This window comes from Kribbella sp. VKM Ac-2566 (genome assembly GCF_004366005.1).
Classification (GTDB): domain Bacteria; phylum Actinomycetota; class Actinomycetes; order Propionibacteriales; family Kribbellaceae; genus Kribbella; species Kribbella pratensis.
The window spans coordinates 331,088-345,913 of record NZ_SODT01000013.1; the positions used below are offsets into that span (position 1 = coordinate 331,088).

Below are 14,826 nucleotides of genomic sequence, written 5' to 3' on the forward strand. Positions count from 1 at the left end.
CCAGGTGGTTATTCGCCGAAGAGCAGTGGGTCGCTGTACTTGGTCCAGCTGAAGTACACCGGGTCCTTGAACGTGCCGGGAGCCTTGCCGAGGCCCTTGATGACTGTCGACAGACCGTTGGCGTGGCCAACGGAGTACAGACAGCCGTTGCCGGTGTCGCGGTCGATGCCGAGGACGATCGTCCCTTGACCGCACGGTGCGGCCACCAATGTCTCGAACACCCCCCAGGTCGACATCCGAATCGGCTTCACGACCGGCTGGATGATGTGCCCGCTGACGCGCGGGAGGCGGGCGGTGTACAGCCGGCCGGTGCTGTGCGTCATCAGGAACGTGTCGTACGTCGAGGTCTGGCTGATCAACGCCATCCCCTTCACGCCGCGGAAGTTGGACGCCCAACCGTCCATGTGACGGTAGACCCGCCCGTTCTCGGTCTTGACGGTGCGGCGCTCCAACTCAGCCCCGTCGTTGGTGAGCGACCATTCGACGGATTTCGCCCCTACCGTCGACCGGTCAAGGCTCCGGTAGTTCTGCCAGCCCGGCCCGACCCGCGTGAGCCGCTTCTGCGACACCGTCCCGCCGCCGACCGGCGTCCGGTACGAGAAGTCGTACAGCACCGATCCCAGCACCACCTGGCCGGTGTGCAACTCCGAGCCCTCGCCCGGACCGTACCGGACGGCGGCGCTCAGCCTCGTCTGGCCGTCCGGGTAGACGTCCTTCGCGACGATCTTGTCGGTGACCTTCGTGACCGGCGCTGTCGCCGAGAAGGTCTGCATCCGGTGATCCCCGCCGGCCGTCACCGAGCCGACCGAGATCCTGCACGGCGCCGTCGTCCCGCTCTGCTCCGCCGTCGCCGTGCCGGCCGTGAGCAGTCCTGTGGTGAGCGTCGCGGCGGCCATCAACCCGCCGTACCTGAGAAGTGTGCGCATTTCCACCACCCCCATTGCTGCTAGATGGTGGTTGGACGCCGGTCTGGACCAGAAAGTTCAGCGCCAGAAGATTCAGCGCAAGAAGATTCAGCGCAGGAAGAGTGGGAGCATCGGGTCGACCAGGTTGGTGAGCGTGGCCAGGGTGACCTCGCGCGGTGGGTTCGTCAGCGCGGTGACGCGGACGACCCGGCGGCCCTGGCGGAAGACGAGTTCGCCGGCCTCGGGGAGGTAGTACCCGGGCTGCCCGATCGGCGCGAACCGTGGCGGAGGGACCTGCTGCGCCTCCGGGATCGTGGCCTGGTCGAACGCCTCCACGATCGACACGGTCGCGTCGTACGTTCCCCAGATGCAGGTGAGCGCACCCTTCACCCGGTAGTCCCGCCGCAGTTGCACCTGCAGCTGGATGAACCGCTCGGCCGCCGCGGTCGACAGCTGACACGTCTGGTCCGACTGCCGGGCCGGCCGCAGGGTGCGGGGTACGGCGTCCCGCGCGGCCAGCGCGATCGCGATCGCGCGCGCCTTCTCGATCCCGTCCGCGGGATCGCGGTCGATGCCGCCGGCCGGGCTGATCCGCACCGCACGGTCTGCGACCCGGAAGACGATCCGTGACTCGCTGATGGTTGCTTCCGGCCCGAGCTCCGGCAGCGACTCGACCGCCCCGGGATTCTCCACGAGCCGGCTGAGCGTGTCCGGCTGGATCGGCAGCGCGCTCACGCCGATCGTGACCGGCCGGTCTCCGAGCAGCAGGGTGCAGAGGTCCATCGCCGGAAGTCCGCCGTCGTTCCAGGCGCCCGGCTTGGCCGTGACCGGGCCGCGGAACTTCGCGGTCAGCGGGCGCGTGATCGCCGTACACACCTGTGGCCCGGGCGCCGCCGACGTACCGTCGAGTCCCTCGGGCTGTGGGGGAGCGATGACGGTCGGGATGACCACCGAGGGCGGCACGGGCGCCGGCGCAGTGCCGTTGGCGCGCTGCGCGACGGAGCAACCGGCGGCGCAACCACTCGCCGCGAGCAGGAGGACGAGCCCGCGCGCGAGCTGCCTGCGAGCCATGCCGGTCACCTCCTCACCCCCAGCATCCTCCGTGCGGGGGCCCGACGCAGGCCGAAACCCGTGCCGCGTCACCTGGCTGTGACCCTGGTGAACTACGATCGCGTCGCCATGCTTAACAGATTCCGGCAGTTCTGGACCAAGGTGATCACGCCGATCGCCACCCTCCTGCTCAAGCTCGGTGTGAGCGCCGACGTGGTCACGCTGGTGGGCACCATCGGTGTGTCCGCCGGAGCGCTGATCTTCTTCCCGCGCGGCCAGCTGTGGATCGGCACGGTGGTCATCACCTGTTTCGTGTTCTCGGATCTGATCGACGGCCACATGGCCCGGACGTCGGGTACGTCGTCGAAGTGGGGCTCGTTCCTCGACTCGACGCTGGACCGGATCGCCGACGGCGCGGTCTACGGCGGCCTGGTGATGTTCTACGCGAACTCGCACGCCGGCGACTCGACGCTGATGGCGGCCGTGACGCTGTGGGCGCTGGTGATGGGCGCGGTCACGTCGTACGCGCGGGCCAAGGCGGAAAGCCTCGGGCTGAAGGCGAGCGGTGGCCTCGCCGAACGCGCTGACCGCCTGGTGTTCACGCTGGTCCTCGCGTTCTTCTCCGACGTGTTCAACCTGCCGATCCTGCTGGAGATCGTGATCTGGTACGTCGCCGCGGCGAGCACGATCACCGTTGTCCAGCGGTCGCTCTCGGTGCGCAAGCAGGTCCTGGCCGACCCGTCCAACGCGGGCCTCGACACGCCGCCGGACCCCAAGGCCTGATGGAACGGGTCCGGCACCGGGTCGTCGACCTGGCCTTCGCGCTCGCCTGGACCCTGGTAAGACGCCTGCCCGAGCGGACGGTCACGTGGCTGTTCCAGCTCGCCGCGGACCGCACGTTCCGCCGCAACGGCCGCGGCGTACGGCGATTGCGCGGCAACCTGGCCGCCGTACGTCCGGAAGCAGGCGAGGCCCAGATCGACGAGCTCACGCACGCCGGGATGCGGTCGTACCTGCGCTACTGGCAGGAGGCGTTCCGCCTGCCCGAGTGGTCCGACGAGGAGATCGTCGGCCGGGTCCGGACGGTGAACGAGAAGGTGCTGCGGGACGCCTACGCCGCAGGGCAGGGCGTGATCTGCGCGCTGCCACACCTGGCGAACTACGACCACGCGGGCGCCTGGGCCGGACTGACCGGGATGCCGGTGTCGACGGTCGCGGAACGCCTGCAGCCGGAGTCGCTGTTCGACCGCTTCATCGCGTACCGGAAGAAACTCGGCATGGAGGTGCTTCCGCTGACGGGCGGTGACGACGACGTCACCGGCGTACTCGCGGACCGTTTGCGGGCCGGGGGATTCGTGTGCCTGGTCGCCGACCGAGACCTGTCCGAGCGCGGTGTCCCGGTTACGTTCTTCGGCCGGCCGTCGCGGATGCCGGCCGGACCGGCCGCCTTGAGTCTGAAGACCGGCGCACCGCTGATCCCGGCGACGCTGCACTACGACGGCCCGGAACTCGTCATCACCTTCCACGACGTGGTCGATCCCGAGGGCGGCGCGGCGGCGATGACCCAGCGCTGCGCCGACGCCTTCGCGCTCGGGATCGCCCAGCACCCGCAGGACTGGCACATGCTGCAGCGGATCTTCCTCGACGGGTGAGAATTGAGCCGTGAGGATCGGCGTGGTCTGCCCGTACTCGCTGGGCACGCCCGGCGGGGTGCAGAACCACGTCCGCGACCTCGCCGAGGCGCTGCTGTCCCTCGGCCACGAGGTGTCGGTCCTGGCCCCGGTCGACGAGTCCTCGGACAGCGCGATCCCGCCGTACGTCGTCTCGTCCGGACGGGCCGTCGGCGTGCCGTACAACGGGTCGGTCGCCCGCGTGACGTTCGGTCCGCGGACGGCGGCGCGCGTGAAGAGCTGGCTCGCCGACGGGGACTTCGACGTCGTCCACGTCCACGAGCCGACCACGCCGAGCGCGTCGATCATCGCGCTGTGGTCCGCGGACGGGCCGTTCGTCGCCACGTTCCACACCTGGCAGGTCCGGTCCCGGGCGATGAGCGTGGCGTCCAGCCTGCTCCGGCCGGCGCTGGAGAAGATCGACGCCCGGATCGCGGTCTCCGAGAACGCGCGCTCGATGATGGTCCAGCACATCGGCGGCGAGGCTGTCGTGATCCCGAACGGTCTCTACACCGCCCGGTTCAAGGGCAGTCCGCGCCCTGAATGGATGGGCGAGGACGGCACGATCAGCTTCCTGGGCCGGTTGGACGAGCCGCGCAAGGGCCTCGGCGTGCTGCTGGACGCCGTACCGGCGCTGATTGCCGAGCGTCCACGGTTGAAGGTCCTGGTCGCCGGATCAGGGCAAGCCGACCAGACGCTGCCGTCGCGGTATCAAGACAACGTGCTGTTCCTGGGCGCGATCGACGACGAGGCTCGGGCGGACATGCTGGCGGGCTCGGACGTCTACGTCGCCCCGCATCTCGGGGGCGAGAGCTTCGGCATCGTGTTGCTGGAGGCGATGGCGGCGGGTGCACCGGTGCTGGCGAGTGACCTGCCCGCGTTCCGGCACGTACTGGAGGGCGGTCAGCTGGGCGAGCTGTTCGAGCCCGGTAACGCCGGCGAGCTGGCGGCCCGTGCACTCCGGCTACTACGTCGACCCGATGAGCGCGAGCGTCTCCGCTCCGTCGGACTGGCCGCCGCACCGAAGTACGACTGGTCCGTCCTGCTGCCAGACCTGCTCTCGGTCTACGAACTCGTAGCGCGCCGGTAGCGCTCGGCCAGCCGCGCCACGTACGCCGTCAGCTCCGGAGGACCGTCGAGTACGACGAAGTCCGCGTCGAGCAGGCCGAGATGCAGAGCGAGATTCTGGACGCTGTCGGCCCCTGTCCGCAGCAGACACCGCTCCTCGTCGATCGGCTCGACGACTCCGACGGCAGGCGTCAGCTGTTCCACAAGCATCGGCGCAGGTACGGCGACCTCCACGGACGCCCGGTACCGCCAGGCCGCGGCGGACACCCGCCGGGACACGTACGCCGCCACGTCACCGTCCTCGGGCAGCTCGCGCGGAGCGAACCGCGGACCGGTCGGGATCCGCGGCCGCACCCGATCGACCCGGAACGTCCGCCAGTCTCCGCGCTCCAGGTCGAACGCGACGAGGTACCAGCGCCGGCCCCAGTTGACCAGCCGGTGCGGTTCGACCCGCCGGAGCGACTCCGAACCGTCATGTGCAAGGTAGTCGAACCGCAGCTGCTCCCGGTCCCGGCAGAGCCCGGTCAGCTGCGTCAGCAGCTCCGGATCGACCTGCGGACCCACCTCGTCCGCCGGCACCTGCACTGTGTATCCGGCGAGAGTGTTGACTCGCCGACGCAGTCGCGACGGCAGCACCTGCTCCAGCTTGCTCAGCGCCCGTAGCGAGATTTCCTCCACTCCGGCGACGCCGGCGGCCTTCCGTAGCCCGATCGTCACCGCTACGGCTTCGTCGTCGTCCAGCAGCAACGGCGGCAGCGCAGCTCCCGCCCCCAGCCGGTAACCACCCACGGATCCACGGGTGGCGTCCACCGGATAGCCGAGCGACCGCAGCCGCTCGACGTCGCTGCGCACCGTCCGGGCGCTGACCTGCAATTTCTCGGCCAGCTCGGCACCGGTCCAGTCGCGCGGCGACTGCAACAACGTGAGCAGCTTCAGCAGCCGTGCCGAGGTCTCGATCATGTGCGAAAGTCTCGCATGCATTTAGGAAGCTAACCCGCCTAATGGGCTTCTAGCGTGAAGGACATGACGAACAACATCGAGATCCGGCCCTTCCGCATCGACATTCCGCAGGCGGACCTGGACGACCTGCGCGACCGCCTCACCCGCACCCGGTGGGCGAACGAGCTCGACATCGACTACACGGACGCCGTCCAGACCGGGCCGCTACCGCCCGAGTGGGAGTACGGCGTACCGCTGTCCTACGTACGGCGGCTCGCCGGCCAGTGGCTGACGTCGTACGACTGGCGGAAATGGGAGGAGCGGCTGAATTCCTACCCGCAGTACGTCACCGAGATCGATGGGCAGAACGTCCACTTCTTCCACGTCCGGTCCGCCGACCCGGACGCGATCCCGCTGATCCTCACTCACGGCTGGCCGAACACGTCGCTGGAGTACGTCGACCTGATCGAGCCGCTGACCAACCCGCAGAACGGCGAGCAGGCGTTCCACCTGGTCATCCCGTCGGTTCCCGGCTTCGGCTTCTCCGGCCCTACCAAGGACCGCGGCTGGAACAGGTACCGGGTGGCCGCCGCCTGGGCGGAGTTGATGCGCCGGCTCGGTTACGAGCGGTACGGCGCCCACGGCAACGACGGCGGGTCCTACGTGTCCCCGGAGGTTGGACGTGTCGACCCGGAGCACGTCCTCGGCGTCCACGTGACCCAGCTGTTCTCGTTCCCGAGCGGGGACCCGGCGGAGTTGGAGAACCTCACCGAGGAGGAGCAGGGGTACCTTCAGTTCCTGCAGTTCTTCAACGAGAACCTGGGCGCGTACGCGAAGCTGCAGGAGCAGGCTCCGCAGAACATCGCTCACGCGGTGGCAGACTCGCCGACCGGTCAGCTCGCGTGGATCGCCCAGTTGCTCAGCTCCTGCTCCGACGAGCACGTCCTGACCAACGCGACGATCTACTGGCTGACGAACACCGGTGCGTCGTCGGCGCGGTTCTACTACGAGGACAAGCACGCCGAGCATCCGAAGGAGCCGACGACCACGCCGACCGCGCTGGCCAGCTTCGCGTTCGACTTCCGTCCGCTCCGCCGGTTCGCCGAGCGGGACCACGCGAACATCGTTTCCTGGCACGAGTTCGACCGCGGCAGCCACTGGGCCACCCAGGATGCGCCGGACCTGCTCGTCCAGGACCTTCGCGAGTTCTTCTCCGGGCTATGAGGCTCAGGTGAGTTTGGCGGCTGTTGCGTTGATCTCCTCCAGGTCTCCGGGAGTCGGGTGCCAGGGGAGCTGGAGGGGATCGTCCTTGTAGCGGGGGATGACGTGCAGGTGGGTGTGGAAGACGGACTGCCACGCCTCGGCGCCGATGCAGCTCAGCAGGTTGGCGCCGTCGGCGTCCAGGCGGTCGATCACCCGGGAGATCAGCGACTGGGCGAGCAGGGTCGCGGCGGTGAGGTCCTCGGGAGCGGCCTCGCGCAGATCGGTCGAGTGTTCGCGCGGCACCACGAGCAGGTGTCCGGTCGTGCCGGGGTTGATGTCCATGAACGCGATCGCCCGGTCGGTCTCGGCGACCCGCGTGGAGGGGATGGTGCCGGCCACGATCCCGCAGAAGATGCAGTTCTCGCTCATCGGCCCAGGCTATACACTGCGCGAGCCGAACCCTGCCCATTTGCATTGCCCATTTGCACTGCCCATCTGCACCTGGAGCCCGATGCCGGACGAACTCCTGCGCCCGACCGTCGGCGCCGGCCTGGACATGTCGGCGCGCCCGTGGCGCTTGCTGTCCCAGACGTACGTCGCGTTCTTCGGCGGCGTGCTCGCGTCCACGGCCGTGGCCTTCCTCAACGCGGGCCGGCTCGGTGTCGACGCCGCGAAGCGCCGGCTGATCCTGCTGACCGGGCTGGTCGGCCTGCTCGCGGTGATCGGCGTGTTCGTCCTGCTGTACGACGACGCCGGCGTCACGTCGGGTCTCCGGGTGAGCATCCGCGTGGTCGCCGTACTGTGCTGCCTGGTTCAACTGCGGCTGCAGCGTCCGATGGACCGCGCGTTCCAGTTGCGGGGCGCGGACTACGGATCATTGTGGGGCTGGGGAATCGCGGTGACGATCGGCGGCGCGATCGCCGAGGCGTTGATCCTCTTCCTGGTGACGGTGGTGCTGTGAACGAACCGAGTGAGGCACGGCTGCGGATGGCCGCGCACTGGCTGCAGATCGCCCGCCCCGAGCGCGTGCTCGACGAGCTGCAGGGGCTGTCCGGTGATGCCGCGTTGGACTACCGGGCGTACCTGTTCCGCGGCGCCGCCCTGCACGCGTTGCAGCGGGACGCCGAGGCGGTCGACGTACTGCGGGACGGCCTTGCCCAGCACGGCCCGTTCCCCGCGATGCTCCACGTTCTCGGGTCCGCGCTGCGTTCGGAGGGCCGTCTGCCTGAGGCCGAGGCCGCGTTCCTGCAGGGCCTGAGCCTCGATCCGAACGATCCGGATCTGTTGCTCGGGTACGCCCACGTCTGTTTGGCGGCTGGGCAGGCCGAGAAGGCGAGTGCCCTGGTCGAGCGTGCGGCGTCGCACGCGCCGGAGAGCGTGGCGGTCTCGGCGGCCCGTGCGCAGGTGGCGTTCGCGCTCGGCAAGGACCGCGACATGCACCGGCACAGCACCGAAGCCTTGTCGTACGACCCGGAGGACCCGAACGCGCGGGCGTTGCACGGTACGGCGTCGATGCTGACCGGCGACTCGCGAGCCGGATACAACTCGCTGCGGTCGGCCGCCGCGTCGCAACCGGGTGACGCCGATCTGCGGGCCGCCGCCCGCGAGGCGAAGCTGTTCAACCATCCGCTGATGGTTCCGCTGCGCCCGTTCGCCCGCATCAATCCGTTGGTCGTCTGGATCGGAGCGGTCGCGGTCATCTACGGCCTCCGCGCGGCCGGGCTCGCGCCGCTGTCGTTCGCGTTCGCCATGGTCTGGCTGGGCTTCTGCGTCTACTCCTGGGTGGTCCCCCCGCTGGTCCGCCGCTGGATCAACAGGAAATGGGGATCATGACTGTGTTGAATGCCGCGCCTCCGGCGCGGGGGTCATGGGGCTGTTACTCCTGCCCTTCCCTCGTCGCTCCGGTCGCTTCGCTCCCTCCGCTCCTCAGTCCAGGGCAGGAGGCCCCATGACCGGCGAGCGGATCGAGGCGTTGCGTAAGGCGGTCGACGCGGCGCCGGACGACGTACTGCTGCGGCTCGTTCTCGCGGAGTCGCTGGCCACTGCCGGTGAGATCGAGGGGGCGCTCGACCAGTACGTCGTACTGCTCGATCAGCACGGGCTACCCGATGACCAGTTCGTGCCGGTCGGTGAACTGGCCGCTGCGAACGGGCGGCTGGCACTGCTGCGGAACCTGCTCGAAGCGGCTCGTCAGCGCGGCGTGGTCGAGGGGACCGGGCGGCTGCAGCAGCTCGTCGACGGCATGATCGCCGAGCGCAGCGGCGTACGGATCAAGGTCGGGCCGGAGGACGAGCACGATCCGCTGATCCCGGACACGCCCAAGGAGACCACCACCTTCGACCAGGTCGGGGGGATGGAGGAGATCAAGCGGGTCATCCACCGGATGGTGATCCTCCCGCTGAGCCGGCCGGAGCTGTACGAGAAGTACGGGCGGAAGTCCGGCGGCGGCGTGATGCTGTACGGCCCACCCGGCTGCGGCAAGACGCTGCTGGCGCGAGCGACTGCGGGAGAGTGCGGACTGCCGTTCGTCAACGTCCGGATCGAGGACGTGATGGACCCGTACCTCGGGGTCTCCGAGCGCAACCTGCACGCCGCGTTCGAGCGTGCCCGCGCCAACTCGCCGTGCGTGCTGTTCCTCGACGAGCTGGACGCGCTGGCGTTCGCACGGCACAAGCACGGAGGGTCCGAGGCGCGTCGGCTGGTCGACGTACTGCTGCAGGAGCTGGACGCGATCGGCTCCGAGAACGAGGGCCTGCTGGTGCTCGCCGCGACCAACGCGCCGTGGGATGTCGACGAGGCGATGCTCCGCCCCGGCCGATTCGACCGGGTGATCTTCGTGCCGCCGCCGGACGAGCCGGCCCGCGCCGACATCCTGTCCGTGCTGACCAAGGAGGTCCCGGCCGACGGCCTCGACCTGAAGGCACTGGCCGGGCAGACCGCGATGTTCAGCGGCGCCGACCTGCGCGCGCTGATCGAGCGCGGCGTCGACAAGGTGATCGACGAGGCGCTGTCGAGCGGTGGCGAGCCGCCGCTCGCGATGCGGCACCTCACCGACGCGCTGACCGCGGTGAAGCCGTCGACGCTCGACTGGCTGCACCGCGTCCGCTCGTACATCGAGTTCGCCAACCAGAGCGAGCGCTACGACGACGTGGCGGCGTACCTCAAGTCCCGCGACGTACGCCGCCGCCTCAGCTGACTCACTTCAGTTTGGACGCGATCGACTCCGGCATCGGCTCGTAGCGGGCGAACTCGCGGGTGAACGACGCCGAGCCGTGCGACAGCGAGCGGAGGTCGATGGAGTAGCGGGTGATCTCCACCTGCGGTACTTCGGCCTTCACCAGCGTCCTGTTCTCGCCGACCTTGTCGGTCCCGAGCAGCCGTCCGCGACGCCCGGACAGGTCGCTCATCACCGCGCCGACGAGATCGTCGGGCACCAGCACCGACACCAGGTCCACCGGCTCCAGCATCGCGACCTTGGTAGCGGCCGCGGCCTCGCGGAGCGCCAGCCCGCCGGCCATCTGGAACGCCATGTCGGACGAGTCCACGCTGTGCGCCTTCCCGTCGCGCAACGTGACCCGGATGTCGACCATCGGGTACCCGGCCCCGACGCCCTTCTCCATCTGCGCCCGGATCCCCTTCTCGACGCTCGGGATGAACTGCCGCGGCACCGCACCGCCGACCACCTTGTCGACGAACTCGAACCCCGACCCGCCCGGCAGCGGCTCGACCTCGATGTCACAGACGGCGTACTGACCGTGCCCGCCGGACTGCTTCACGTGCCGCCCGTGGCCCTTGGCCGGCCCGCCGAACGTCTCCCGCAGCGGCACCCGTAGCTCGACGGTGTCCACGGTCACGCCGTACCGGTTCGACAGCGCGTCCAGTACGACGTCCGAGTGCGCCTCGCCCATGCACCACAGCACGATCTGGTGGGTCTCCGGGTTCTGCTCGATCCGCAGCGTCGGATCCTCGGCCGCGAGCCGCTGCAGCCCGGCGCCGAGCTTGTCCTCGTCGGTCTTGGCGTGCGCCTGGACCGCGATCGGCAGCAACGGCTCCGGCATGTTCCACGGCCGCAGCAGTAGCGGATCCGCCTTGTCGGAGAGCGTGTCACCGGTCTCCGCGCGGGTCAGTCGGCCGATCGCGCACAGGTCACCCGCGATCACCTGCCCAGCCGGGCGCTGCGTCTTGCCGAGCGGGAACGACAGCGAGCCGATCCGCTCGTCCTCGTCGTGGTCCTCGTGCCCGTGCGACGCGCCGTCGTGATCACCGAAGAAGGACGTGAAATGGCCCGACACGTGAACCGTCGCGTCGGGCCTGATGGTGCCGGAGAACACCCGCACCAGGCTGACCCTCCCGACGTACGGGTCCGACGTCGTCTTCACCACCTCGGCGAGCAGCGGTCCGGCGGTGTCGCACGTGAGACCCTGGCGGGCGACCCCGTGCGGGGTGAAGACGTCCGGGAGCTTGTGCTCGAGCGGCGACGGGAAACCGCTGGTGATCACCTCGAGCAGCTCCAGCGTGCCGACCCCGGAGGCGCTGCAGACCGGGATCACCGGGAAGAACGAGCCGCGCGCGACCGCGCGCTCGAGGTCGTCGATCAGTACCTTCTGGTCGATCTCCTCGCCGCCGAGGTACCGGTCCATCAACGACTCGTCCTCGGACTCCTCGATGATGCCCTCGATCAGCGTGCCGCGCAGTTCCTCGATCTGGCCGGCGTACGACGGGTCCGGCGCCGCGACCGAACGTTTGCCGCCGGCGTACTCGAAGTACGACTGGGAGAGCAACCCGATCAGCCCGTCACCAGCGGGCAGGTAGAGCGGCAGCACCTTGTCGCCGAACGCGGCCTGCGCCGTGGACAGCGCGTTCTGGTGGTTCGCGCGGGCATGGTCGAGCTTGGTGATCACGACCGCGCGCGGCATCCCTACCTGGTCGCACTCCTGCCAGACCGTCCGGGTCGGCTCGTCGACGCCCTCGCTCGCCGAGATCACGAACAGCGCGCAGTCGGCGGCGCGGAGCCCGGCCCGCAGTTCACCGACGAAGTCGGCGTACCCGGGCGTGTCGATCAGGTTGATCTTGACCTTCCCCTGGCCGCCGTCGTGCGGCAGCGAGGCGAGCGACAGGCCGACCGAACGCTGCTGCCGGATCTCGGCGTCGTCGAAGTCGCACACCGTGGTTCCGTCCAGGACGGTGCCGGGTCTGTTCAGGACTCCGGAGGCCACCAGCAGGGCCTCGACGAGGGTGGTCTTGCCGGAGCCCGAAGGGCCGACCAGGACCACGTTGCGGATGGCTGCCGGGCTGTCCACAGCGGGCGCGGCTCCGGTGCCTTGGGAAGTGTTCGCCTTGTCTGCCATGACGTTCCTCCTGGTCCACCCACGATTCCCCTAACCGACACTTCGCACAAGGCCCCTCAGCTCGCGGATTCGTGTCGGGCATACAACCCAGGACCCTGGCCGTCGGTAGGGTCGCGGCATGCTTAGAGCGCGTCTCCCGATCCCACGCCTACTGCGCGGCACTCGGCTCGCTACGGCGTGGGACCGGGAGACACGCTCCAGGGCACTCGGGGTCGTCATCAGTACGTTGGTCGCCGTCCTGGCGCTGGCCGGTTTCGCCGTACCGGCGAGCGCGGGTACGGCGGACGCCGGGGACGAGATCAAGAACTTCAAGATCGACTACAACGTCTCCGCGGACGGGGTGCTGCACGTCACGGAGACGATCGACTACACGTTCGGGAGCACCGGCCGGCACGGGATCTACCGCGACCTGGTCACCCGTGAGCCCTACAAGGACGACGACTCCAAGGACCAGGAGTACCAGGTCTCGAACATCAAGGTCTCGTCGCCCTCGGGTGCCCCGGACGAGTTCACCGAGAAGACGTTCGAATCGAACAAGGGCCGTTACAAGGACCTGCAGATCAAGATCGGCTCGGCCGACGAGACGATCTCCGGGTACGACGCGACGTACGTCATCAAGTACGACGTACGTGGCGCGCTGCGGCACTTCGACGACCACAGCGAGCTGTACTGGGACGCGACCGGCAGCGCGTGGAGTGCGGACATCAAGCAGGTCGACATCAGCGTCACCGTGCCGGGCGGGGTGCAGAAGACGGACTGCTTCCAGGGACAGACCGGCTCGACGCAGCAGTGCACGAGCACGGTCAGCGGTGACCAGGGTGTCTTCGGCGGCACCAACCTCGCCCGCGGCGAGGGGATGACGATCGTCGCCGGGATCACCGCGGGCGCCGTCCAGAACGACACCCCGATCCTGGTCGACCCGCCGAGCTGGCTGGAGCGCAACGGGGTGTCCTGGCCGTCGCTGATCGGCTCCGGTATCGCGACCGTGGCCGCCATCGTGCTCGCCGCGCTCTACGCGAAGTTCGGCAACAAGGACCGGCGGTACGCCGGGATGCCGCCGGGAGCGTTCCCGCCGGACGGGATCGCCGCGCAGCCGGTGAAGGACGACCTCACCGAGGACCAGATCCCGGTGGCGTTCGCACCGCCGCGGATCCCGGTCGCCGAGGGCGGTCTGCTGATCGACGCGAAGGCGAACACGACCGAGACGGCCGCGACGCTGATCGACCTCGCGGTGCGGGGCGGCGTACGGATCGACAACGACGGATCGTCGCAGAAGGCGGTGCTGCTGAATCCGGCGGCCGCGACCGCACCCCACGAACAGGCACTGATGCTCGGCCTGTACCCGGGACTGCAGCCAGGCATGGAGGTGCAACTGGAGCGCGGAGCAGTGGGTGACAACACCATGCGGAACGCGCACAACGAGATGATCAAGGCACTCCGTGACCAGGTGAGGGCTCGCGAGTGGTACCTGCGGATGCCGCGGGCCGGCGGCGGCTCGGCGTTCAAGAACGGCTTCGGCTGCGCCTGTATGGCGATGATCGGGATCTGGGTCGTCGGCGCCGGACTGATGGGCACCGTGGTCAGCGCCGCCACCGGCGGGTTGGGCCGGGCGGTCGTCGTCGCGGTCCCGGTGATCGCGGTCATCGTTGCCATCGGCACCTGGATCGCGATCCGGGGCCGCGGGCAACGGAACCCTGCCGGACGCGCGGTGGCCGACCAGCTGATCGGCTTCCGGAAGTACCTCGCCACGGCCGAGGCGGACCAGCTGCGCTTCGAGGAGGGCGAGGACATCTTCTCGAAGTACTTGCCCTGGGCCATCGCTTTCGGTCTCGCGGACCGGTGGCAGAAGGTGTGCGAGCAGCTCGTCGCCGCAGGTCGCATCCCGCCCGACCCGTACTGGTACTCCGGACCGTCCTACTACACCTCCGGCTGGACCGCGGGCGCGGTCGGCGCGACCGTCGCGACCACCTTCAGCCCGCCGCCCACACCGTCCAGCTCCGGCGGTGGCGGCGGCAGCTCGTCCGGTTTCAGCGGCGGCTCCTCCGGCGGCGGTGGAGGTGGAGGTGGCGGCGGGAGCTGGTAGGTCAGACCGTTCCGCCCGCGGCGGTCGGGGCCGTGGGGTCGGTGCCGGCGTCGCCGACGGTCTCGCGGGCCAGGTAGTCCTCGAGGTGGAACAGGTTGTCGCCGGCGCGCTTGGCGACGTTGACCAGAGTCTTCATGGCGGCGACCTCCTCGACCTGCTCCTTGAGGAACCACTGCATGAACTGCTCGCCGATGTAGTCGCTCTCGTCACGGGCTGTGCGCGCGAGCATCTCGATCTGCTTGGTGACCGTGATCTCCTGCGCCAGCGCGAGCTCCAGCGGCTCCAGCGCGGTCTTGAAGTCGTTCTCGACCTCGCCGACCGACGGGATGTGCGGCCGGATGTCCTTGTCGAGCAGGTACTGGACCATCATCATCGCGTGGTTGCGCTCTTCCAGTGACTGCTTGTAGAAGTGCGCGGCCAGCTGCGGCAGGTCCTGGTCGTCGAACCAGACAGCGACTGCCACGTACTGCTGAGCGGCCGTGAATTCGTTACGGATCTGTTCCTGCAGGAGTTTCTCGTACGTGCTCATTCCGTCAATCTAACGGCCGCCCGCCGAATGC

14 protein-coding genes are annotated in these 14,826 nt (G+C 69.1%); 8 read left to right on the forward strand and 6 right to left on the reverse strand.

Annotation, left to right across the window (positions count from 1 at the left end; translation table 11 throughout):
• Window positions 1-8: 8 nt before the first annotated feature.
• Together EV647_RS32325 and EV647_RS32330 are read right to left on the reverse strand one after the other, a co-directional pair.
• Window positions 9-926: a hypothetical protein gene (locus tag EV647_RS32325; RefSeq protein WP_134009728.1), complete on the reverse strand. Its 918-nt coding sequence runs from the start codon at window positions 924-926 to the stop codon at window positions 9-11.
• An 87-nt stretch (window positions 927-1,013) separates the two neighbouring features.
• Window positions 1,014-1,976, reverse strand: a complete 963-nt coding sequence (locus EV647_RS32330; RefSeq protein WP_238175073.1) for a hypothetical protein — start codon at window positions 1,974-1,976, stop codon at window positions 1,014-1,016.
• 108 nt (window positions 1,977-2,084) lie between these two features.
• Between EV647_RS32330 and pgsA the strand changes: the two genes are divergently transcribed.
• From pgsA to EV647_RS32345, 3 genes are read left to right on the forward strand one after another with little or no spacing between them, the layout of a single operon-like run.
• Window positions 2,085-2,738: a phosphatidylinositol phosphate synthase gene (gene pgsA, locus EV647_RS32335; protein WP_134009730.1), complete on the forward strand. Its 654-nt coding sequence runs from the start codon at window positions 2,085-2,087 to the stop codon at window positions 2,736-2,738.
• The gene (locus EV647_RS32340; protein WP_134009732.1) at window positions 2,738-3,607 is read left to right on the forward strand and encodes a phosphatidylinositol mannoside acyltransferase; all 870 of its coding nucleotides are present in this window, start codon (window positions 2,738-2,740) and stop codon (window positions 3,605-3,607) included. Before pgsA ends, EV647_RS32340 begins: the two co-directional genes overlap by 1 nt.
• 10 nt (window positions 3,608-3,617) lie before the next feature.
• A complete protein-coding gene (locus tag EV647_RS32345; RefSeq protein ID WP_134009734.1) occupies window positions 3,618-4,715 on the forward strand; it encodes a glycosyltransferase family 4 protein in 1,098 nt (365 codons plus the stop codon).
• On the opposite strand, the gene EV647_RS32350 is transcribed toward EV647_RS32345, so the two are convergent.
• Window positions 4,691-5,653 carry a YafY family protein gene (locus EV647_RS32350; RefSeq protein ID WP_134009736.1) on the reverse strand — a complete coding sequence of 321 codons (963 nt, stop codon included), beginning with the start codon at window positions 5,651-5,653 and terminating at the stop codon, window positions 4,691-4,693. The two genes, EV647_RS32345 and EV647_RS32350, sit on opposite strands and share 25 nt — an antisense overlap.
• Window positions 5,654-5,716: 63 nt before the next feature.
• Between EV647_RS32350 and EV647_RS32355 the strand changes: the two genes are divergently transcribed.
• Complete coding sequence (locus EV647_RS32355; RefSeq protein ID WP_134009738.1) at window positions 5,717-6,856, forward strand: epoxide hydrolase family protein; 1,140 nt, start codon at window positions 5,717-5,719, stop codon at window positions 6,854-6,856.
• A 3-nt stretch (window positions 6,857-6,859) separates the two neighbouring features.
• On the opposite strand, the gene EV647_RS32360 is transcribed toward EV647_RS32355, so the two are convergent.
• Complete coding sequence (locus tag EV647_RS32360; RefSeq protein WP_134009740.1) at window positions 6,860-7,264, reverse strand: HIT family protein; 405 nt, start codon at window positions 7,262-7,264, stop codon at window positions 6,860-6,862.
• A gap of 82 nt (window positions 7,265-7,346) precedes the next feature.
• On the opposite strand from EV647_RS32360, the gene EV647_RS32365 reads away from it, so the two are divergent.
• From EV647_RS32365 to EV647_RS32375, 3 genes are all read left to right on the forward strand, one after another.
• Window positions 7,347-7,796: a hypothetical protein gene (locus tag EV647_RS32365; RefSeq protein WP_134009742.1), complete on the forward strand. Its 450-nt coding sequence runs from the start codon at window positions 7,347-7,349 to the stop codon at window positions 7,794-7,796.
• Window positions 7,793-8,668: a tetratricopeptide repeat protein gene (locus EV647_RS32370; RefSeq protein ID WP_134009744.1), complete on the forward strand. Its 876-nt coding sequence runs from the start codon at window positions 7,793-7,795 to the stop codon at window positions 8,666-8,668. Before EV647_RS32365 ends, EV647_RS32370 begins: the two co-directional genes overlap by 4 nt.
• Before the next feature lie 115 nt (window positions 8,669-8,783).
• Window positions 8,784-10,031: an AAA family ATPase gene (locus EV647_RS32375; RefSeq protein WP_134009746.1), complete on the forward strand. Its 1,248-nt coding sequence runs from the start codon at window positions 8,784-8,786 to the stop codon at window positions 10,029-10,031.
• Window position 10,032: 1 nt separating this feature from the next.
• Here EV647_RS32375 and EV647_RS32380 read toward each other — a convergent pair whose 3' ends face one another.
• On the reverse strand, window positions 10,033-12,183 hold the full coding sequence (locus tag EV647_RS32380) for an elongation factor G-like protein EF-G2 (RefSeq protein ID WP_134009748.1): 2,151 nt from the start codon (window positions 12,181-12,183) through the stop codon (window positions 10,033-10,035).
• A 118-nt stretch (window positions 12,184-12,301) separates the two neighbouring features.
• Here EV647_RS32380 and EV647_RS32385 point away from each other — a divergent pair, with 118 nt between their 5' ends.
• Window positions 12,302-14,266, forward strand: coding sequence for a DUF2207 domain-containing protein (locus EV647_RS32385; protein WP_134009750.1), 1,965 nt, complete (start codon window positions 12,302-12,304; stop codon window positions 14,264-14,266).
• Window position 14,267: 1 nt separating this feature from the next.
• Here the strand turns inward: EV647_RS32385 and EV647_RS32390 are convergent, their stop codons facing one another.
• A complete protein-coding gene (locus EV647_RS32390) occupies window positions 14,268-14,795 on the reverse strand; it encodes a ferritin (RefSeq protein ID WP_134009752.1) in 528 nt (175 codons plus the stop codon).
• Between the last annotated feature and the right edge of the window lie 31 nt (window positions 14,796-14,826).

Bases quoted from the DNA above. Each gene is read 5' to 3' on its own strand.
- EV647_RS32390 (WP_134009752.1), bottom strand. From the start codon at position 14,795: ATGAGCACGTACGAGAAACTCCTGCAGGAACAGATCCGTAACGAATTC.
- EV647_RS32380 (WP_134009748.1), bottom strand. From the start codon at position 12,183: ATGGCAGACAAGGCGAACACTTCCCAAGGCACCGGAGCCGCGCCCGCT.
- EV647_RS32360 (WP_134009740.1), bottom strand. From the start codon at position 7,264: ATGAGCGAGAACTGCATCTTCTGCGGGATCGTGGCCGGCACCATCCCC.
- EV647_RS32385 (WP_134009750.1), top strand. From the start codon at position 12,302: ATGCTTAGAGCGCGTCTCCCGATCCCACGCCTACTGCGCGGCACTCGG.
- EV647_RS32375 (WP_134009746.1), top strand. From the start codon at position 8,784: ATGACCGGCGAGCGGATCGAGGCGTTGCGTAAGGCGGTCGACGCGGCG.
- EV647_RS32350 (WP_134009736.1), bottom strand. From the start codon at position 5,653: ATGATCGAGACCTCGGCACGGCTGCTGAAGCTGCTCACGTTGTTGCAG.
- EV647_RS32355 (WP_134009738.1), top strand. From the start codon at position 5,717: ATGACGAACAACATCGAGATCCGGCCCTTCCGCATCGACATTCCGCAG.
- EV647_RS32325 (WP_134009728.1), bottom strand. From the start codon at position 926: ATGCGCACACTTCTCAGGTACGGCGGGTTGATGGCCGCCGCGACGCTC.
- EV647_RS32330 (WP_238175073.1), bottom strand. From the start codon at position 1,976: ATGGCTCGCAGGCAGCTCGCGCGCGGGCTCGTCCTCCTGCTCGCGGCG.
- pgsA (WP_134009730.1), top strand. From the start codon at position 2,085: ATGCTTAACAGATTCCGGCAGTTCTGGACCAAGGTGATCACGCCGATC.
- EV647_RS32340 (WP_134009732.1), top strand. From the start codon at position 2,738: ATGGAACGGGTCCGGCACCGGGTCGTCGACCTGGCCTTCGCGCTCGCC.
- EV647_RS32365 (WP_134009742.1), top strand. From the start codon at position 7,347: ATGCCGGACGAACTCCTGCGCCCGACCGTCGGCGCCGGCCTGGACATG.